Genomic DNA, 18,823 nt, shown 5'->3' with positions numbered 1-18,823 from the left:
ACCCCTCCTAGAAACGGTAGGTCAAGTCGACGAGCAACCGCACGTCGCGTTCGCGGTTGCCGTCATAGGGGCGGCTGATCCAGCTCAGGTTCGCCCCGACCTCAAGCACATCGTTCCAGCTCACCTTCTGGCCATAGCCCAACAGTGCGATCGCCCCGGTCGAGAAGTCGCGCTGGCTGTAGCTCCCGGCCCCCACCTGGAACTGCTGGCTCCACTGGGTTTCGTAACGGCGATAAAGAACGTGGTCGACATTCACCGTCGGCAACACGCTGAAATCGGACTTGGGGTTGAAGTACGGCACGTCCTGGTTCTCGCTGTTGTGACTGGCACTGACCTCCAGACCCAGATCCACGTGCACATGAGCCGTGCTGTAGATGCCCTCGCGCCCTGTCAACAGCACCTCGGTGCGATTGTTGCCATCGCTGAAATGCGAGGGCGTCACGGCCAGCTTCCATTCGCGGCTTTCGTTGGCGCGCCAGCGCAGGAAACCGCTCGCCGAGTCGGCCGTGATGTCGTGCTTCAAGGCACGCAAGGGCGTGGCCGCCGCCAGACGTTCGAGACTGGCGCCGTATTGCCAGTGATCGTCGATATCGAAGGCAGCCGCCAGGCGCGCCCCGAGCCTGTCGCCGTAGCCGAAGGACTGGTTGGAGACCTCGGCTTCGAGGGTCATGTCGCGGGCTCGATACTCCGCCCCGAGGCGTTGCCAGCGACGCCGGGCGTCGCCTTCGGAGAAGCGGGCGAAGGCGTAGCCGGCCCCGGCGAACAGTCGCCAGTTTTCGTTGATCGGCGGGCTGTAGAGCACGCTTTCAATACCGTAGTCACGGGTGCCGGTGACCACCCCGGGATCGGTGCCGTTGCCGCCGCCGAAGCTCTTGCCGGTATAGGCCTCCACCCGCAGTTCGGCCATATCATGAACGTCACGCAGACGCTCCAGGCGCTGGACCCGCGGACTCTCTGGAAAGCGCTGGGAGACGTCGTCGGTGAGCACGTCGAGCTGACGCCACTCCTGCAACGCCAGTGCGGTATTGCCTTGGGAGATTTCCAGCGACAGGTCGCGCGGTACCGCACTTTCGGTTTCCTTGTTCAGCGCCTCGGCACGACGCGGCCAGTCACGCGCCAGGTACATGTCGGCCTCCGCCGCACGCATGCCGACCGCCCCTGGCGCCCGCACGGCCAGTTCCTCCAGGTTTTTCTCGCTGGTTGGCAGGGCTCCGTCATGGAGCCCCATCTGGGCCGCCAGCTGCCGGGCATCCACCCACTCGTCGTTGGCCACGCCATCCGGTCCACCCTTGAGGAAATGGCGCGGCGGCACCTCTTTGGCCAGATCGTCCGCCACCGTACGCGCTGCATCCGGCTGGTCGGTTTCAACCAATGCATAGGCCAGCGCCGAGGTGTCCTCCACCCGGTTTGCGGGATCCGCCTCCGGCGACGCGAGGACCTGGCGATACAGCACCACGGCCTGCTCCGGCTGGCGGACCCCAAGATAGGCCGCCGCCACCCAGCGCAGGGCGTAGACCGGGATCGTCACGCCTTCGTCGAGCAAAGCCTGGTACTCGGCCACTACCTGGGCGTTGCGTGCCCTGGCCTTGAGCGCGCCCAAGCGGTCAATCCGCCAGCGCACCCCATCGTCATGGGCTTGCGGGTCCGCGGCCGCGCTGGCGAGCAAATGGTCATAGTCGGCCAATGCCCGATCGGCGATGACAAACCGTTCTGTCTCACTGCGGGTCGGCAATTCGGCCAGGCGCACGCGCTCGGCAGCCAGTTCGCCTTCAAGGCGTCGGGTCGCCGCCGCATCGATCAGCCCGGGATACCGCTGGGCCAGGCGCAAGGCCGGTTCCGGCATGCGCACGCGCTCCAGGGCGAACAGGTATTCACGAATGACCTCGGGTTTGTCCGAGGCGCGGACAAAGGCCTGGTCGTACTCGAACAAGGCTTCATTGTTGGCACCCGAACGGGTCAGCGCGTACCCCAGGGCCATGCGCCGGGCCGGATCATTGGGCTGCCTGGCGACCTGCTCGCGCGCCCGGCGCACTGCATCCTGGGGATCACCGCCATCGGCCTCGGTAACCGCCAGGCCCAGTTGCAGGTCGGCATTCTGCGGGTCGCGCTGCAGGGCCAGGCGATAAAGGCGCTCGGCATCATTCCAGCGTTTCAGGTTGCGATAGGCATGGGCGACGGCGCTCAGGGCCTGGGTCGGCAGGGTCCGCTGGGCGCCCTGGGTTTCATAGACGCTGACCACTTCGGCATCCAACCCGGCCCAACTGGCGATCAGCAGGTGATCGCTGATCTGACCGGTGGATTGTTGTGCGGCGGGCAGTTGCCGCAAGTGCACCAGCGCCGGCGTGTAACTGCCGTCACGGGCTTGCCGGATCAGTTGGTCGTAGGCCGTGTCGGCCAAGGCATTGAGAGGCCACAGCAGCTGGCTACACAGCGCCACCCCCAGCAACGGGTGCAATCTGCCCCCCAGGCAGAAAAGAGCGTTACGCGGCATATCGTCCATTTCCCCAGTGATAGCCGGAGTCCAATGCTCCTGCCTGATCCAGAAACTCAGCATGGAGCTTAACGACAGTGGCCATGCAGCCCCCCCACTGCCTATCACGAAGGTTAGACGAAAAAATCAGCGCCAAGCGTTATTCGGACATCGTTGCCAAAAAGACCTGGAGCGCCTCTGCGTCAGTCCTGCCACAGTGGCAGGCAAAGCGTCTGTAGGGATCGAAGAGGGTCAGCAGTGGGCCATCGGCCCGGACCAGGCTTTCATCGGCCTCGTCGAGCCGACGGCGCAACTCGATGCCCTTGAGTTGCGCCGAGGGTGCCCTATGGGTATCGGCTGGACAGCGTCACCCCCAAGTTGGACACCAGGCTCAAGGCTGTTCGCCACCCTGGCCGCCGAACTTGGTCAGCAGCAGGGTGATGAAGTCTTCCACCGGCATCTTCTGCCCGTTGAAGTCCACCTGGCCGCCCGCGTAGTGCAGCGCGGAGACGATGTCGTTGCCTTGCACGGTCGCCATCTCCGTGGACAACGCCATGGTGCCGGCCATTTCACTGGCCGTCGAGGCTTGCTGGGCGACGGCCTTGGGGTCGCTCTGGCCCTGGATCTGCGCCTGCAGGCCGGCCAGGTCGGAGATCATCGGCTTGGACAGCAACACCTTGGCATCCAGCTGCGAGACCAGTTGCTTGCCCAACTCCACCGGCGGCAGCTCGGTGGAGGACGGGTTGGTCAGGTCCACCAGCAGGCTGGCGCGGCTCTCGCCGTTGGCGGTCTTGAACGAGAAGTTTTCCAGGGCGATCTGCGGCTTGCCGGCCAACAATTGCTTGATGTCGGCTTCGGCCTGGGTCTGCTGGGCCGGGGTCAGTTCCGGTACCGCCGCCTCAGGGTCTTGAACCCCTGCCGCCTGGGCCTTTTGCAGCGCCTCCAACTGGACCTGGTACAGCTTGATCAGCGATTGCATCGCCGGAAAATCCAGGTTCTTCGCCGTCCAGCTCATCTGGGCGCTGCCCACCGGCTTGTCGTTGTAGTCGATGGAGGCCACGTTATAGGCCAGTCGTCCGGAGAGCACATTGCCCGCCGCTTCCGTCGAGTCCTTCTGCTCGAAACCCTTGATCGTGACCACCGCCGGCTTGACCCCGTAGGTCACCTTGGTCTCGCTCAGCTCCAGGATGTTCTGCCCCAGGTAGAAACCCAAACCGCTCTTGGCCAGGTCGCTGGCCAGGGTCAGGCCGTTCAGTTCGACCTGTACCGGTCCCTGCTCTGGAGACACCGCGGACACCTTGAGGTTGTCCATATAGCCGTTGAGCTTGATCTTGGCCGCCTGGTCGCTGGCGCTCAGCGCCAGGCTCAGCCCGGAAAATTTCAGGTGGGTGGTGGCGTCCGGCGCGAAGTCCAGCGGCACCAGTTCGATATTGCCCTCCACCGAGCGGTTGTAGCCCAGGGCAATCTGGCCCTTGAGCGGCGCGGCGCCCTTGGCGGCGTCGAACCACGGGGCGGTGGTGTCGCTCTTTTCCAGCTCGTAGTTGCTGTAGACCATCACCGGCGCCAGCTTCAGGGCCTTGAGACGCGACCACGGCAACGGCCCGTGCTCGATATGGTCGACGAACAGCAGCTCGATGTCCTTCTTCTGTTCACCGGCCTGCAGGTTCTGCAGCTTGACGCGGTAGTGCGCGGTGCTGCTGAACAGGTGGCGATCCAGCGACACCAGCTCGACATTCGCGCTGCCGCCGGTGCTGGCCAGGGCGATTTTCAACTGTTGGTTGGCATCCTGGATCGAGGTGTTCAGTACCCCTTCCAACTGATTGCCGGTGTACCACGCGCCGACGCTGCTCACCGCGCCGACCACCACGACAAAACCTAAAAGCAATCCTGCTGATTTATTCATGAATTGATCCGATCGATATCCGTTGCATGGAGAAATGCTGGTCTTCCTGACCCCTGATCGGAGCCGGCTCGACAATGCCCGAAGGCGCCTAGGGTAGCATTTGCCGAGACGGGGTTGCTCAGGAATACTGGACTTCCATCTCATCCAACTGATGATCGAAGGTTTTCAGCCGTGCGGTCCAGGTGTACACCAGCACCTCGAAGTCGCGGTTGATCACCACCCCGTTCGGCGAGTCGTTACGCGGGTCGCAGACGTCCAGCTGATAGCGTTCGCGGGCCATGGCCGTGGCGACATCGGACAATTCGCGGGCGTTGCTCAGCCAGTGGCGCTCGTCATGGGCCACTTCGCGGTCGAGTTTCAGGCATTGGCTTTTCAGCGCTTCAAGGCTTTTTTCCAGCGGGGTCCCGGTGAGTTCGCCCATGACCTCCTGGAAGGTCCGGCCCGGTTGCCAATAGCTGCCCCAGAAATACCGGTCGAAGACGGTTTCGACACGACGCAGGGCGACCTTGGTGTCCCAGACCAACACCAGGGTCTTGCTCTGGGACAACTGGCGTTTCTTCACCTGCTGCGCCTGGTAGCTGGCCCAGGCCACCATGCTGATGGACATCACCGCGATCAACGCCGTGGCGCTGTCGAGAAAGATCAACGCCTTATCGATCTGCTGCGCCAGCATGACGCCATAAAAATACGTCGCCGAGAGCAGAACCAGTGCCACCACGGCACACCAGAAACCAGGAGCATAAGGGTTTTTCATTATGAGAATCCCCATCGAGCCATGCTGACCACGATGGTTAGGATTCACCCAACACTCCCAACCAACGGCGACCAGCCGATAGTTAGGAGCATAGCAACGGACTCAGGGTTTCGCGTGCTCGGCAGGTGGCGTTCGTCCGCTTTCCCAACCGCCGCCGAGGGCCAGGAACAGTTCGATCTGACTCATCGCCACCTGGGTGTTGGCCGCCGCCAGCTGTGCCCGCACATCGGTGTAGGTGCGGGTCGCCTGCAGGTCCGCCAGGAATGACGCGCGACCGGCGGTGTAGAAGCGATGCGTCTGGTCCGCCGCCTGCCTGGCCGACTGCTCGGCATCGGCCAGGGCATCGCGGCGGTCGAGCTGCGCGGTGTACTGGGCCAGGCTGGTCTGGGTTTCGCGGACGGCATTGAGCACCACGCCGTCGAAATGCGCCAGGGCACCCTGGGTGGTGGCCTCGGCTTCGCGGATGCGCGCCCGCGCGCCGTTGGTCGGCACCGTCCAGCTGATCGCCGGTCCGAAGCCCCAGCGATTGGTCGACGGCTGGCCAAGATCCTTCAGCATACCGACCGAGCCCACCGTGGCGCCGATGCTGATGTTCGGGTACAGCTCGCCCGTGGCGACGCCTATACCGGCCGTCGCCGCCGCCAGCCGGCGTTCGGCCTGGCGGATATCCGGACGGCGCTTGAGCAGCTCGGCGCCGTCGCCCACCGGCAGCAACTGGGCGATATGCGGCAGCGACGCGCAATCGGCGACACCGGCCGGCAACTGGTCCAGGGGTTTGGCCAGCAACATCGACAGGCGGAACAAGCCGGCCTGGCGCGCGGCCTGGTAGCGCGGCAGTTCGGCGCGCAGGGATTTGAACTGGGTCTGGGACCGGGTGACCTGGGTTTCGTCGCCGCGCCCGGCATCACGCAGACGCTTGGTCAGCTCGGTGCTCTGGGCTTGCAGCTCGACGGACTTCTCGGCGATCTCGCGCTCTTCGTTGGCCGCGCAGATCTGGGTATAGGAACGCACCACATCCGCCACCAGGGTGATCCGGGCCACGTCGCCCGCCGCCTGGGTCGCGTCGGCATTGGCCTTCGCCCCCTCGATACCCCGTTGCAAAGTCCCCCACAGATCGAACTGATAGGACACGGATAGCGCAATATCGCCGACGTTGGCCACAGGAACCTTTTCCGGCAGCAGGAAGGCCTGGCCGGACTCCTGCAAACGCTCGGCACCGGCCTTCACCCCGGCACTGAAGCCGCCGGCCGCCTCGGCCTCTTCCACCTGGGCCCGGGCCCGCGACAGGCTCGCCGCCGCCACCCGCAGATCGGTGTTGGACGCCAACGCCTGGCGCACCAGCTCATCCAGGCGCGGGTCCTGGTACAGGCGCCACCAATCGCTCGGCACCGGCGCCGACACCACATTGTCGCCTTCGCCGGCCATGTTCCCTTGCAGGTCCTTGCGTTGCATCGCCGAATCGGCGGGCAGGTGATAATCCGGGCCGACGATCGAGCACGCCGACAACATCAGGCCCAGGCCGAGGGTCGCGACTTGCGCCAACGGTTTCATTGCGCGGCCTCTTTCTTCGGCGCGACCTTGGCGTCATCGATGATCGACACCGTGGCCGTACGCCCGGCGATCATGCGAAAGTCCGCCGGCACGTCGTCGAAGGCAATCCGTACCGGAATCCGCTGGGCCAGGCGCACCCAGCTGAACGCCGGGTTGACGTTGGGCAGCAGGTTCGAGCCACTGGTGCGGTCACGGTCCTCGATACCGGCGACGATGCTTTCGACATGCCCGCGCAACCGCGCATTGTCGCCGATCACCCGGATGTCCACGGCCTGGCCGACCTGGATGCCATCGAGCTTGGTTTCCTCGAAATAGCCATCGATATGGAAGGAACTGCTGTCCACCACCGACAGCACCGGCCGCCCGGCCGTGACGAACTCCTGTTCACGGGGTGCGCGGTCGTTGACGTAGCCGTCCACCGGGCTGCGGATCACCGAGCGGTCGAGGTTCAACTGCGCGGCGTCCACCGCCACCTGGGCCTCGGCCAGGGCCAGTTCGGCGCGGGCGACCCGCGACTGGCTTTCTTCCAGCTGCTCGCCGGCCACCAGGTTGCCCAGGCCACGGTTGCGCTTGTTCTCGCGCTGGGCCTGGGCCAGGGTTTCCTGACGGTCAGCCACGGCGGCCTTGGCCTGGCGCAGCGCCAGCTTGAAGCGGTCCTGGTCGATGCTGAACAGCACCTGGCCGCGGCTCACCGGCTGGTTGTCGCGCACCTGCACCTGCTGGATCAGGCCGGACACGTCCGGGGCGATCTGCACGATATCGGCGCGGATATGCCCGTCCCGGGTCCAGGGCGCGAACATGTAGTACATCACCATGCGCCAGACCACCAGGCAGGCGAAGATCACCACCAGCGAAGTCAGGACTACACGGCCAATGGTCAAAAGAGGTTTTTTCATGTCATCAGGTATCGACTGAACGAATCCACAACGCCCAGCAACAAAGCGTAGAGACCGACGTTGAACAAGGCCCGGTGCCAGACCAGGCGGTAGAAGTGGAGGCGCGTCAACAGCCCGTGCACCACCAGGTACAGCGCGTACGTAATGCCCATCAGCACCAGCAGCGTGGGCAGGAACACCCCGCTGATATCCAGGTCACCGATCATAAAGGCGCTCCATCGATCCCATGGGGAAGGGTTTCCTGTTGCTCGGCGCTCGCCACGAACTCGACCCCCGGCAGCAACGCCAGGCGCAGTCCGCTCAAGGCGTGCAGCAGGTGCAGGCGGGTTTCGCCGTCGTCCAGCCCCTGGGAACCCAGGGCCCGGCGGGTGCGGTCCATGGTCATCAGCAGCGCGGCGGGCGCCGGCAGACGTTCACGAGCCTTGAGACAGGCACGGAAATACTCGCCGACCTCCTCCACAACCTGCTTGAGCAGCCCATTGGCCACCCCCGTCACGCGCGGCGTGTAGGCCAGCAGGTCGAGCAGGTTGAGCGCCACCCGCAGCTCACGCAGCGCCGCGCCGGTGTCCTGGCCGGTCATGGCCAGGCGCGGCAGGTGCTGCATCAGGCGGTCGAGCATCTGCACGCCCATGTGCCGGTGCTCGGCCAGGGTCGCGGGCTCGGTCAGTCCGACGATGTCGCGCCAACTGAAGCGGGTCAGGCGCTTGGCCGCGAACTCGGCGCCGAAGGGTCGCGCCACCAGGGTCCAGACAAAGGCGAACAGCAACCCCACGGGACCGGCCAGGTTGGAGTTGGCGAAGTTGAGGAAGTCGGCGTCGTAGGCGCCCGAAATGCTGATGAAGGACGAGGTGTTGACGATGGTCAGCAGGGTGCCCAGGTAGAAACGCGGCTGCACGGTGAGGGTGCCGACGCAGATGAAGGGCACGGCGAAGGCCAGCACCAGCATCGGGAAGTCGTGCAGGTTGGGCAGCACCACGAACAGGTAGAGGCTGGCGAAGATCACCGATAGCGCGGTCCAGAAAAAGAACCGGTAGATCTGCGGCGCCGGGTCGTCCATCGCCGCGAAGAAACTGCAGGCCACCGCCGCCAGGATCACCGCGCTGGCACCGTCGGTCCAGCCCAGCAGGATCCACAGCACCGAGGCGAGGATGATCGCAGCGACGGTCGAGGCCACCGAATAGAGCATCAGCCCGCGGTCGAGGAAGGGGGTCAGCCGGCTCAGGCGCCAGTGCCGGTAGACCGCGCGCCAGTTGTCCTGGCTTTCACACTGGATGGCGTGTTGCAGGCTGCGGCAGTCCTGCCACAGGTCGATCCACTCGCCGAGGCGGTAGAGCGCATTGGAGAACAGCAACTGGCGCCGGTCGTCCAGTTCGACCGCGCTGGGTTGCAGGCTTTCCAACTGGCCGCGCAAGGCTTGCCAACGCTCGACCGAGGCGTCCTGCACAGTGCCCGCCAGCCACTCGCCGGCGGCTTCGAGCAAGGGCGTGAAACGCGCCACCAGTTCCGGCGTGCGGCGTTCCAGGGCGTACAGGGCGTCGTCGAGGGCATCGACCACCGGCAGCAGGTGGATCATCCGTCCGCGCAGTTCCTTGCTGTTGCGCACGGTCTGCGGCCTGGCGCCTTCGTGGGACAACTGGCCGATCATCGGCTCCAGGCTGTTGAAGGTGGCGACCATCGACGCGCGCAGGGCGCTGACTTCATCGGTCTGCACGTTGCGCGAGAGAAAGCGCAGGCTGTAGGTGGAGGCGTCGCCGAACCATTTGCCGGCCGCATCGATGAACACCGGCGCCAGGCGCCGGGGCCAGAACATGCTGCCGACCACCGCCGCCACGACGATGCCGAGGAAGATTTCCTCGGTCCGCGACACCGCCACATCGAACACTCCCAGGGGGTTGTCCACCACCGGCAGGGCGATCATCGGCATGGTGTAGCCGGCGAGCATCAGCGCGTAGCTGTTGGCGGTGCGCAGGTGCAACGAGAGAAACAGCAGGATGCCGGTCCAGAGCGCGATCGCCACCGCCAGCAGGAACGGGGTCTGCACGAACAGCGGGACGAAAAACACCGCCGCCGAGGCGCCGAGAAAGGTCCCGACCGCACGGTACAGGGCCTTGGAGCTGGTGGGGCCGACAAAGGGGCTGGAGACGATGTAGACGGTGGCCATGGCCCAGTACGGACGTGGCAACTCCATCAGCAAGGCGATATACAGCGCGATCATCGAGGCGGCGAAGGTGCGCACGCCGTAGAACCAGTCGCGAGCGGGGGGCATGCCGGTCCAGAAACCGTTCACGGGTTCGCCACTCCCAGGTTCTGCCCGGCCGCCTCGAAGGCGCGAATCACCCGCAGCGCCGCCTCCAGGTCGCCCGGTTCGATACCGTCGAGCACTTCAGAGCGCAGGCGTATCAATTCGATTTCGATGTCCTGCATCAGGCGCTCGCCGGCCTCGGTCAGGCTCAGGCATTTGGCCCGGCGGTCGCTGGGGTCTTCGCTGCGCAGCACATAGCCGGCATTGCACAACTGGTCGAGCAGGCGCACCAACGACGGGCTTTCCATCCCCGCCTCCTGGGCCACGGTCACCTGGCGTACGCCCGGCCCCATGCGACCAACCAGCAACAACGGCATGGCACAGGCTTCGGAGATCCCATAGTTGACCAGCGTGGCCTGGCACACCCGGCGCCAATGGCGCGAGGCGACAACGAGGCCGGCACTGATGTGCTTGTGCAGCTGTTCGAGGGGCTTGGACACGGCAGATTCGCATTGTTAGTTTGCTAACTATCAATATCTCGCATCAGCCGGTGGGTCGTCAAGTTTTGAAACAATTACTTCATCCTGCGCGTCAAACGCCTCGCCCCTTCCTCAACAACACATCCAACTGGTCCACCACTTCCGCCCAGTCGGCATCGTCCAGGATCTCATCACGCAGGAAGTCCGCCTGGCACTGGGTCCAGAAAAAGGCATCCGCCAGATGCAGCTCCGGCTTGAGCGGCGAATGGGTGGCGATGAAGCGGTCGATGCTGACGGGGTCATCGGGCAGGCCCAGTTGTTTGAACAGGGACGGCAGGCTGTGCTCAGGTGATTCCATCGGGGGGCTCCGGGATTCAAGGAAAGGGCGATGCCGGTCAGGCGGTTTCGCGAACAAGCGCGTCCCCGCCGTGCAGCACCGCGTGAGTGGAAAGCCGACAGCGTACGAGGCTCATTGAGAGAGCTCGCACACCTCGGCATGGGGCACCAGTTTCAGGAACTGGTCCATTTGCATATGCACCAGGTTGTTGTGATTGCCGGCTTCCAGGTAGATGTCCTGCTGACGGGTCAGCATCGGGTCGACCACCATCTTCAGGCCATAGGACTCACCCAGCGCCGGCACGGCCCCGCGTTCGCAATCCTGGAACAGATAGGCCAGGGTGCTTTCCCGGCTGATCTGCCAGGTACTGGCACCGCGGACCTTGCTCAGGTCCAGGTGCTGGCTGGCGGGCAGTACCGCCATCAGGTAATGACCGTGTTGGTCGTCGAGCACCACCGACTTGGCCATGCGTTCGGCCGGAATACCCGCCAAACGGGCAGTTTCCAGGCTGCTGGACGAATGAGGGTGAGTGACGATGTCGAATTCGCAACGCGCCTGTTCCAGGCTGCGTTGTACAGTTTTTGCCATGCGCATGATGCACCTCCGAGCCCTGCCGAATGCCCCAGGGCGATGGGTTTGCTGCATTCCTTGGATAAGAGTCTAGGCAGTTCATCGCCAGGCGTCGGCTTAACCTCAGTAACCGTTCTCGCTATCACCGCCGCTCGATAGTCGGGTCAGGTCTAAAAGCCCGGTGGAAGGCCGTGGGCCGGCGTTTATCCGGCGCAGCACCACGGCTCGACTAGACTTTGACTAATGGGGGTGACGAAACTCGCGGAGAACTCAAGTGAGCCATCGTTACTACTGGTGGGCCTGGCTGTTGTTCGGGTGGCTGATCGTCTGGCCGGTCGGGCCCCAGCTTGCCGAAGGGGCCGACTCCGTCGTGACCCTGCTTGTGCTGCCCATCGACGACTCCGGTGCCGGGCTGATCCTGCTGGGCATCGCCCTTATCGTGGCCGAAGCCCTGATGCCAAGCTTCGGCGCAATCGGCTTCGGCGGTCTCGTCGCGGTCGTGATGGGCATGCTGATCCTGCTCGACCCACAGGTATTCGGCGACAACACCTCGCGCCCGTTGAAACTCACTCTGCTGCTGATCGCGGTGCTCTTGCTGGTCGGCTTGATCGGCGCGGTCTACAAGGCCCGCCAGCGCCAGGTGGTCAGCGGCGACGCCGGGCTGGAAGGCAGCCGGACCCTGGTGACCGCCCTGAAAACCGACAATGCCTGTGCCGGCTGGGTGCGCTTGCAAGGCGAAAACTGGCAGATCCAGAGCCCAACCCCGCTGCATCCCGGCCAACAAGTCCAGGTGATCGCGCGCAAGGGCCTGCTGCTGGAAGTGAAAGCCGTTGACGACCCGCCCGGGTGAGGAGATTGATCATGGTCCTGCAATTGGGTTCAGGCGCGCTACTCGCGTTCCTGCTGCTGATGCTCGCGGCGTCGACCTTTCGCATCCTGCGCGAATACGAGCGCGGCGTGGTGTTCCAGCTCGGACGCTTCTGGCAGGTCAAGGGCCCTGGACTGATCATCTTGATTCCGCTGGTGCAGCAAATGGTCCGGGTCGACCTGCGCACCGTGGTCCACGATGTCCCGCCGCAGGACGTGATCACCCGCGATAACGTCTCGGTGAAGGTCAATGCGGTGCTGTATTTCCGCGTGCTCGATCCCCAGAAGGCGATTATCCAGGTGGAAAATTTCCTCGCCGCCACCAGCCAACTGGCCCAGACCACGTTGCGCGCGGTGCTGGGCAAGCACGAACTGGATGAACTGCTGGCCGAGCGGGAAAAGCTCAACGCCGATATCCAGCAGGTGCTGGACGCCCAGACCGATGCCTGGGGGATCAAGGTGGCCAACGTCGAGATCAAGCACGTCGACCTCAACGAATCGATGATCCGCGCCATCGCCAAGCAGGCCGAGGCCGAACGGGAGCGGCGGGCCAAGGTGATCCATGCCGAAGGTGAATTGCAGGCTTCGGAGAAACTGATGCAGGCCGCCGAGATGCTCGGGCGCCAGCCGGGGGCCATGCAGTTGCGTTATATGCAGACCTTGTCGTCGATTGCCGGGGACAAGAGTTCGACCATCGTGTTTCCGCTGCCGATCGAGTTGCTCAAAGGCATGGCGGATTTGTCGGCGAAAGGTCAGGCCTGACGCCACCTTGGAGATACGGTATTGCCCCTTAACTCGCAGCTACGGCGAACGCGGTCACTGTAGGAGCTGGCTTGCCAGCGATGAGGCCCGCAAGTCTTGCGTCGATTGTCCGGCCGCCATCGCCGGCAAGCCGGCTCCCACAAAGAAAGCCCGGGTCAGCGTTGACGGCCATTGCGCACAAGAGGGCGTCGGCCGGCTGCACCTGGAGGGTTGCGTTCCGCTCGCAAGGTTTCCAGTGCCTGATAAGGCCCCTCGGCCCAGTGCGCCACCCGTTCCCTGAGCCGCTCGGACGCTTCCCGGTGCTTGTCCTGACCATCCGGCACAAACACCTGGTCCGGCTGCTTGGCATGCTGCCGTACCACGGAAAACAACTGGTCGCGTTGCCCGGAATCGAGCCCGAAGAACGCCCCCAGGTGTCCGTCAAACGCCCCCGGCAACTCGCTGTAGTTGACCGGCAAACCGCCAAAGGCCACACAGTGCTCCCAGCCCTGCTGGAGGATCCGCCCCAGGCGCGCGGCGATATAGTCTTCCCGCGAATCGTCCTGCCCCGGGGTGTCCAGCGAGCTGCTGCCGAGCATCCCCGGGACCATGTGCATGCCGGCCCGGCGCACGTGGGACACGGCAATTTCCAGCGGATCGCGGTACAGGAACAGCCAGGGCGTCTCGGGAAAGCATTCGCGCAACAACGGCAACTCGCCGATATTCCAGGCATCCAGCTTGATCACCAGTGCCTCCTCGCCGCCACGCCGCCGCTGGCCGTAGGCCGCCAGCAGGCCGTGCAACGCCGCACGCCGCTCCTGCGGATCGAGGTGGTCACGCAACAGCCGGTCCAGGGGCGGCGGCTCGCTGATCACGATATGGCTGTCCAACTGCGCCAACATCTGGCCGATCAGCGTCGAACCGCACCGCGAGGCGTGGTAGATGAATGCGCTCGGCGCCACGGCCGGCACCTGCCATTCGCTGAGCACCGCCAGCGGCGTTTCACGCCGGAAGGCCTGGTTGAACGGCAGCTGCAGGGCGTCGTCCACCGAATCGCCAAAGAACGGCTGGTCCAGCCGGTGCTCACCGAACCAGCACCAGTCGACACGCCAATGCGCGTCTTCGCGCCAGACGCGAATCGGCAACCAGTCCTTCAGGCCGTCCATGGTTGATTCCAGTTGCGACGGCCCCGGGCCATGGCCGCGCACAGGTCCGAACGGGCGAAATGCAGGCCGTGGGCGGCGGCTCGCTCCAGGGTGCGGGTAATAAAGCCCTCGCTGTCCGTTTGCGCCTGGAGTTCCCGACACAGTTGCGGGTCACGCTCCAGCCACTGGCGAAACTGCTCGAGCGCCACGGCGGCCCGCCCCAGGCCAGGGGCCGGGGTACTCGGCAAGCCCGCGGCGATCTGCTGTTCCAGCCAGGCATTCGGACGACAGTCGAGCACCAGATGGACCCGCGCCCGATCCCCCCAATTGTCGACGCTGTGGGGCCGCGACAGATCGAGAAACCAGCATTCGCCGGCCTTCATGGGAATGCGTTGCCCATCGAGCATGAACTCCACGTCGGGCGGGCTGAGCAGGGGAATATGCAGGCGCCGATCGGCGTCCGGGGCACCGAGATCATAATCGCGGTGTTCATGGATCCGCCCGCCTGGCCCCAGTCGCAGCAGGCGCGCCGAGCGGATTTCCAGGGGCAGGCCCTGCAAGCCATAGGACCATTTCGGGTCTTCCAGCCAGGGCTTGCGCGCAACGGCTTCGCCCTTGCCCGGCGCCAGTTCGCCGAGGGCATCGCTGGCGGAAATCAGCGCCACCCCACTCCACTCGCCCGCGTAGTAATCGCTATTGAAATGCGCCACCCAGGCGCTCTCACCCAACTGCGTCAAGGCCTGCAGCAACAGTGGCAGGTCCACGGCGACAGGCAGGCGGGAAAACGCCGGCAGGCTCAAAAGCCGGCTCCGTCCGCGCGTGCGCCGTCGAGTCGGCACCCGCCACGGGCCTCGCGCGGACCAAGCTGGAGGCTGGCTCCCGGGGCCAGTCGGTCATTGCCCCTGGGCATGGCTCACAGGCTCATCGATCTTGCCCGCCGCCCACTCGGATTCACGCGCGGCCAAGGCCCCGGCAATCGCCTGGATCTTGGTCGAGGACACCTCCGGCGGCAGCGGGTCGAGCCCGGCGCTGGCAAAGATCTGCCCGTAGGCGTTGCGCAGGTCGGCATAGGCCAGGTCGCGGCGCAGGTCGGCCTGCAAGGTGTTGAGTTCGCCCTGGATCAGGTCCAGTTCGCCCAACCCCGCCGCCTTGTAGCGGTTGCGCAGCTGCCCGACGATCTGCCCGTCGATGCTCGACAGTTGCTGGCTGGTATTGAACTGGCGCAGCGCTTCACGGTAGTTGGCATTGGCCACGTAAAGCTGGGCCAGTACCGCGATGGACATGGCCTGGCGGCGCGCCGTGGCCACTTCTTCGCCGGCCTTGGCGACGTCGATGGCCGCCGGGGCGGAGATCACGTTGAACAGGTTCCAGGTGACCTTGACGCCGTAGTCGGCCCACTTGTCGTTGACCAGGAAGGAGTTGCTGTCGTAATGGCCGCCGGCGGAGAACTCCAGGCCTGGCAGCAGGCGCAGCATGGCCTTGCGGGTTTCGTTGGCGCTGATGCGGGTCTGGTAGTCCTGTTCACGCAGTTCCGGACGGCTGGCCAGGGCTTCCTGTTCCAGCTTGGCCATGTCGACCTTGAGTTCCGGGATCTCGTAGTTGTCCGGGGTCGCCAGGGTCAGCTCGGTGCCCATGGGCAGGTTGATCAGGGTCGCCAGTTCGGTCTTGGCCAGGGTCAGCGCCTTGCGCTGTTCTTCCAACTCGCGCGTGGCGACGATCAACGCACGCTGGTAACCCAGGGCCTGGACCGGATCGCCGATACGCTGTTCGCTCATTTTCTCGCTGTTGCCCTGGGCCTGCTCGACCCTCGCCATCAGGCTGTCGATCTGCTTGAGCAGGCGTTCGGCGGCCACCGCACGCCAGTAGGCCGAGCGCACGTCCTGGACGATGGTGTTGACCACCTTGCGCCGCCGTTCCTGGACGATCAGCCGTTGGTCGCCCTGCTGCTTGGCGTTGATGTAGCTCACACCGAAGTCGAGCACGTTCCAGACCATGGTCAGGTCGGCGACGCGACGGTCACGGTCCTGGGAGGTCGACGGTTCCAGGGACTGGGTCCCGGTCCTGACGCTCTGGCTGCTGGAGGCACTGACGTTGTTACGCCCGGCATAACCGGCGTCCAGCGCCATGCGCGGCAGCATGTCGAAGCTGGCGAGGTCGAGCTGGCGTTTGGCCAGGGCCTCTTCCATGACCTTGAGCCGGCCTTCGAGGTTGTACTTCACCGCGCGGGCCATGGCTTCGTGCAGGGTCAGCGGGCCGCTCAACGGCTCCTGATCCTTGAACATGGTCTGCATATCACTCTTGGCGCGTTGTTCGCTGACGCTACGATCGATCGGCTGGCTGGTGACGGCACAACCACTGACTACCAGCGCCAGCATACTGACGCTGAACAACTTATGACTTCTTCTCATCCCTTGCACCGCCCCCTGACTACCGCATTCTTTTTTATAGGCGCCGACAACCGTCGGCGCAGATCCCCAAAATTGTTCAGGCCGACATTTCGCTGATGCCGACTTGTTCCAACGCCCAGGCTAGTTCATGCAGCTGTTTCTGCTCGTTATCTTTGATCTTCTGCAATTGCTGCCCCAGGGTTGGCGCACCGAAAGCGCCGCGCCCGCCCTGGGCCGGATCACCCAGACCCTTGCCGTTGCGGTCGAAGACCTGGCCGTTGGAGATATCGTTGCTGGTCGATTCGTGGTGGAAGACCGTCGACACGGTACTGTTGCCGAACACCCCGCCATCGCCGCCGCCAAAACCGAGGAAGCCACTGGCGTTGCCATTGCCGGCACCGTCGGTGCTGAACACCTGGGCGATATAGCTCGGCGCCAGCGCGTTGTGGTTGATGAAGATATTGCCCACTGGCGGCAGGCCATCGCCCGAGGTGCGCTGTTCGAACAACGGCGGGAAGCCCAACGGCGCACCCAGGTTGCCGGTCGGCACGATGCTGATCGACGGCAGCAACGGTTGGTTCGGCCCGACCGATTGCGCCGCCGATCCATCCACCCGGAACTGCGGATCGCCGCCCAACGAGATCGTGTTGATCGTGTAGTTGTTGGAGTTGGCGAAGCCGGTGCCGGCGTTGCCGGCGAGGTCCGTGACCTGGCTGTTGTCCAGGGTGATGAAGTTGCTCGGGTCGTTGATGTTCGCCGTCGGCGTCAGGGTCGCGGTCCAGGTCTTGCCACCATCGCGGGTGACCAGGTTGGACAGGACGCCGTTGGCCACGCTCAGCTCCGACAGGTCGAAGTTGCTGACTTTCTCGCTGAAGGTGAAGGTCACGACGGTGGTCTGGCCGGCGGTCAGGTTCGGGTTGGCGACGCTGATGGTCGCCGTTGGCCGATCGCCATCGACCGCGTAGTTGTTGGAAATCGCGATGCTGTTCCCGGCATTGCCGGCGGTATCGCTGACCAGGCTGGTGTCCAGCACGATCAGGTTGGTGGCATCGGTGATATTCGCCGTCGGCGTCAAGGTCGCGGTCCAGGTCTTGCCGCCGTCGGCGCTGGCCAGGTTGGACAGGGTGCCGTTGGGCACGCTGAGCTCGGACAGGTTGAAGCCGGTCACCGCTTCGCTGAAGGCGATGGTCACCGTGGTGGTCTGGCCGATGCCCAGGTTGTTGTTCGCCACGGAGATGGTCGCGGTCGGACGCTGGGTGTCGATGGCGTAGGTGTTGGAGTTGGTGGTGCCCGCCCCGGCGTTGCCGTCCAGGTCCGTGTAGGCCGCGTTGTTCAGGCTGATCACGTTGCCGCTGTGGCTGATGTTGTTGGTCGGGGTGAAGGTCGCCGTCCAGGTGATACCGCCGTCGCTGCTGCTCACCGCGCTCAAGGTGCCATTGGCGACCGTCAGGTCGGCATTGCTGAAGCCGGTCACCGCCTCGCTGAAGGTAATGGTCACCAGAGAGCTCGAGCCGATGTTCAACGCCGGATTCGCCATCACGATGGTCGCCGTCGGCCGCACCGTATCGATGGTGTAGTTGGCCGAGTTGGTCACGCCAGTGCCGGCGTTGCCCGCAAGGTCGGTATAGGTCGTGTTGTTCAGGCTGATGACGTTGCTGGTGGCGTGAACGTTGTTGGTCGGGGTGAAGGTCCCCGTCCAGGTGACGCCGCCATCGCTGCTGCTCACCGCGCTCAGGGTGCCATTGGATACCGTCAGGTCGGCGTTGCTGAAGCCGGTCACCGCCTCGCTGAAGGTAATGGTCACCAGGGAGCTCGAGCCGACGTTCAACGCCGGATTCGCCATCACGATGCTCGCCGTCGGACGCTGGGTGTCGATGGCGTAGGTGTTGGAATCGGTGGTGCCCGTCCCGGTGTTGCCGGCCAGGTCCGTGTAAGCCGTATTGTTCAGGCTGATCACGTCGCCGGTGTGGGTGATGTTGTTGGTCGGGGTGAAGGTCGCCGTCCAGGTGATGCCGCCGTCACTGCTGCTCACCGCGCTCAGGGTGCCATTGGCGACCGTCAGGTCGGCATTGCTGAAGCCGGTCACCGCCTCGCTGAAGGTAATGGTCACCAGGGACGTGCCGCCGATATTCAGGGCGTTGTTGGCAACCACGATGCTCGCCGTCGGCCGCTGGGTGTCGATGCTGTAGTTGTTGGAGTCGGTGATGCCGCTGCCGGCGTTGCCCGATGCGTTGTGCACCGTGGTGTTGTCCAGGGCGATGACATTGCTGGTATCGGTGATATTGCTGGTCGGGGTGAAGGTCGCCGTCCAGGTGATACCGCCGTCGCTGCTGCTCACCGCGCTCAAGGTGCCGTTGGCCACCGTCAGGTCGGCGTTGCTGAAGCCGGTCACCGCTTCGCTGAAGGTAATGGTCACCAGAGAGCTCGAGCCGATGTTCAACGCCGGATTCGCCACCACGATGGTCGCCGTGGGGAGCACGG

At 64.6% G+C, this 18,823-nt stretch carries 16 protein-coding genes; 2 read left to right on the top strand and 14 right to left on the bottom strand.

Features of this window, described 5'->3' with window-relative positions:
• Nucleotides 1-7: 7 nt before the first annotated feature.
• The 10 genes from pgaA to UCMB321_RS28045 all read right to left on the bottom strand — a co-directional run bounded on the left by pgaA (nucleotide 8) and on the right by UCMB321_RS28045 (nucleotide 11,226).
• On the bottom strand, nucleotides 8-2,491 hold the full coding sequence (gene pgaA / locus UCMB321_RS28090) for a poly-beta-1,6 N-acetyl-D-glucosamine export porin PgaA (protein WP_040071993.1): 2,484 nt from the start codon (nucleotides 2,489-2,491) through the stop codon (nucleotides 8-10).
• 370 nt (nucleotides 2,492-2,861) lie between these two features.
• Nucleotides 2,862-4,373 carry a YdgA family protein gene (locus tag UCMB321_RS28085; RefSeq protein WP_040071956.1) on the bottom strand — a complete coding sequence of 504 codons (1,512 nt, stop codon included), beginning with the start codon at nucleotides 4,371-4,373 and terminating at the stop codon, nucleotides 2,862-2,864.
• Between the two features lie 118 nt (nucleotides 4,374-4,491).
• Nucleotides 4,492-5,127, bottom strand: a complete 636-nt coding sequence (locus UCMB321_RS28080; RefSeq protein WP_040071955.1) for a hypothetical protein — start codon at nucleotides 5,125-5,127, stop codon at nucleotides 4,492-4,494.
• A 102-nt stretch (nucleotides 5,128-5,229) separates the two neighbouring features.
• Entirely contained in the window at nucleotides 5,230-6,678 is a 1,449-nt protein-coding gene (locus tag UCMB321_RS28075; protein ID WP_040071954.1) for an efflux transporter outer membrane subunit, read from the bottom strand.
• Nucleotides 6,675-7,574, bottom strand: coding sequence for an efflux RND transporter periplasmic adaptor subunit (locus tag UCMB321_RS28070; protein WP_040071953.1), 900 nt, complete (start codon nucleotides 7,572-7,574; stop codon nucleotides 6,675-6,677). Before UCMB321_RS28070 ends, UCMB321_RS28075 begins: the two co-directional genes overlap by 4 nt.
• The gene (locus tag UCMB321_RS28065) at nucleotides 7,571-7,780 is read right to left on the bottom strand and encodes a DUF1656 domain-containing protein (RefSeq protein ID WP_040071952.1); all 210 of its coding nucleotides are present in this window, start codon (nucleotides 7,778-7,780) and stop codon (nucleotides 7,571-7,573) included. The genes UCMB321_RS28070 and UCMB321_RS28065 overlap by 4 nt, the downstream gene beginning before the upstream one ends.
• A complete protein-coding gene (locus UCMB321_RS28060) occupies nucleotides 7,777-9,861 on the bottom strand; it encodes an FUSC family protein (protein WP_040071951.1) in 2,085 nt (694 codons plus the stop codon). The genes UCMB321_RS28065 and UCMB321_RS28060 overlap by 4 nt, the downstream gene beginning before the upstream one ends.
• Nucleotides 9,858-10,316: a MarR family winged helix-turn-helix transcriptional regulator gene (locus UCMB321_RS28055; RefSeq protein ID WP_040071950.1), complete on the bottom strand. Its 459-nt coding sequence runs from the start codon at nucleotides 10,314-10,316 to the stop codon at nucleotides 9,858-9,860. Before UCMB321_RS28055 ends, UCMB321_RS28060 begins: the two co-directional genes overlap by 4 nt.
• A 91-nt stretch (nucleotides 10,317-10,407) precedes the next feature.
• Complete coding sequence (locus tag UCMB321_RS28050; protein WP_040071949.1) at nucleotides 10,408-10,653, bottom strand: DUF2789 domain-containing protein; 246 nt, start codon at nucleotides 10,651-10,653, stop codon at nucleotides 10,408-10,410.
• Nucleotides 10,654-10,764: 111 nt separating this feature from the next.
• Entirely contained in the window at nucleotides 10,765-11,226 is a 462-nt protein-coding gene (locus tag UCMB321_RS28045) for an aminoacyl-tRNA deacylase (protein ID WP_040071948.1), read from the bottom strand.
• Between the two features lie 250 nt (nucleotides 11,227-11,476).
• Here UCMB321_RS28045 and UCMB321_RS28040 point away from each other — a divergent pair, with 250 nt between their 5' ends.
• Nucleotides 11,477-12,052 (top strand): NfeD family protein, encoded by a 576-nt coding sequence (locus UCMB321_RS28040; protein WP_052451376.1) that lies wholly within the window; start codon nucleotides 11,477-11,479, stop codon nucleotides 12,050-12,052.
• An 11-nt stretch (nucleotides 12,053-12,063) separates the two neighbouring features.
• Nucleotides 12,064-12,831, top strand: coding sequence for a slipin family protein (locus tag UCMB321_RS28035; protein ID WP_040071947.1), 768 nt, complete (start codon nucleotides 12,064-12,066; stop codon nucleotides 12,829-12,831).
• Nucleotides 12,832-12,986: 155 nt separating this feature from the next.
• On the opposite strand, the gene UCMB321_RS28030 is transcribed toward UCMB321_RS28035, so the two are convergent.
• The 4 genes from UCMB321_RS28030 to UCMB321_RS31120 form a co-directional block, all read right to left on the bottom strand.
• A complete protein-coding gene (locus UCMB321_RS28030; protein WP_052451375.1) occupies nucleotides 12,987-13,976 on the bottom strand; it encodes a sulfotransferase family protein in 990 nt (329 codons plus the stop codon).
• The gene (locus tag UCMB321_RS28025; protein WP_040071946.1) at nucleotides 13,964-14,755 is read right to left on the bottom strand and encodes an aspartyl/asparaginyl beta-hydroxylase domain-containing protein; all 792 of its coding nucleotides are present in this window, start codon (nucleotides 14,753-14,755) and stop codon (nucleotides 13,964-13,966) included. The genes UCMB321_RS28030 and UCMB321_RS28025 overlap by 13 nt, the downstream gene beginning before the upstream one ends.
• A 93-nt stretch (nucleotides 14,756-14,848) precedes the next feature.
• Nucleotides 14,849-16,363, bottom strand: a complete 1,515-nt coding sequence (locus UCMB321_RS28020; RefSeq protein ID WP_040071945.1) for a TolC family protein — start codon at nucleotides 16,361-16,363, stop codon at nucleotides 14,849-14,851.
• Between the two features lie 76 nt (nucleotides 16,364-16,439).
• A partial coding sequence (locus UCMB321_RS31120) for an Ig-like domain-containing protein (RefSeq protein ID WP_040071944.1) occupies nucleotides 16,440-18,823 on the bottom strand: 2,384 nt, incomplete at its 5' end.

The organism is Pseudomonas batumici (assembly GCF_000820515.1).
GTDB lineage: Bacteria > Pseudomonadota > Gammaproteobacteria > Pseudomonadales > Pseudomonadaceae > Aquipseudomonas > Aquipseudomonas batumici.
The sequence above is the reverse complement of the archived record's forward strand: the minus strand, read 5'-3'. Positions and strand labels throughout refer to the sequence as shown.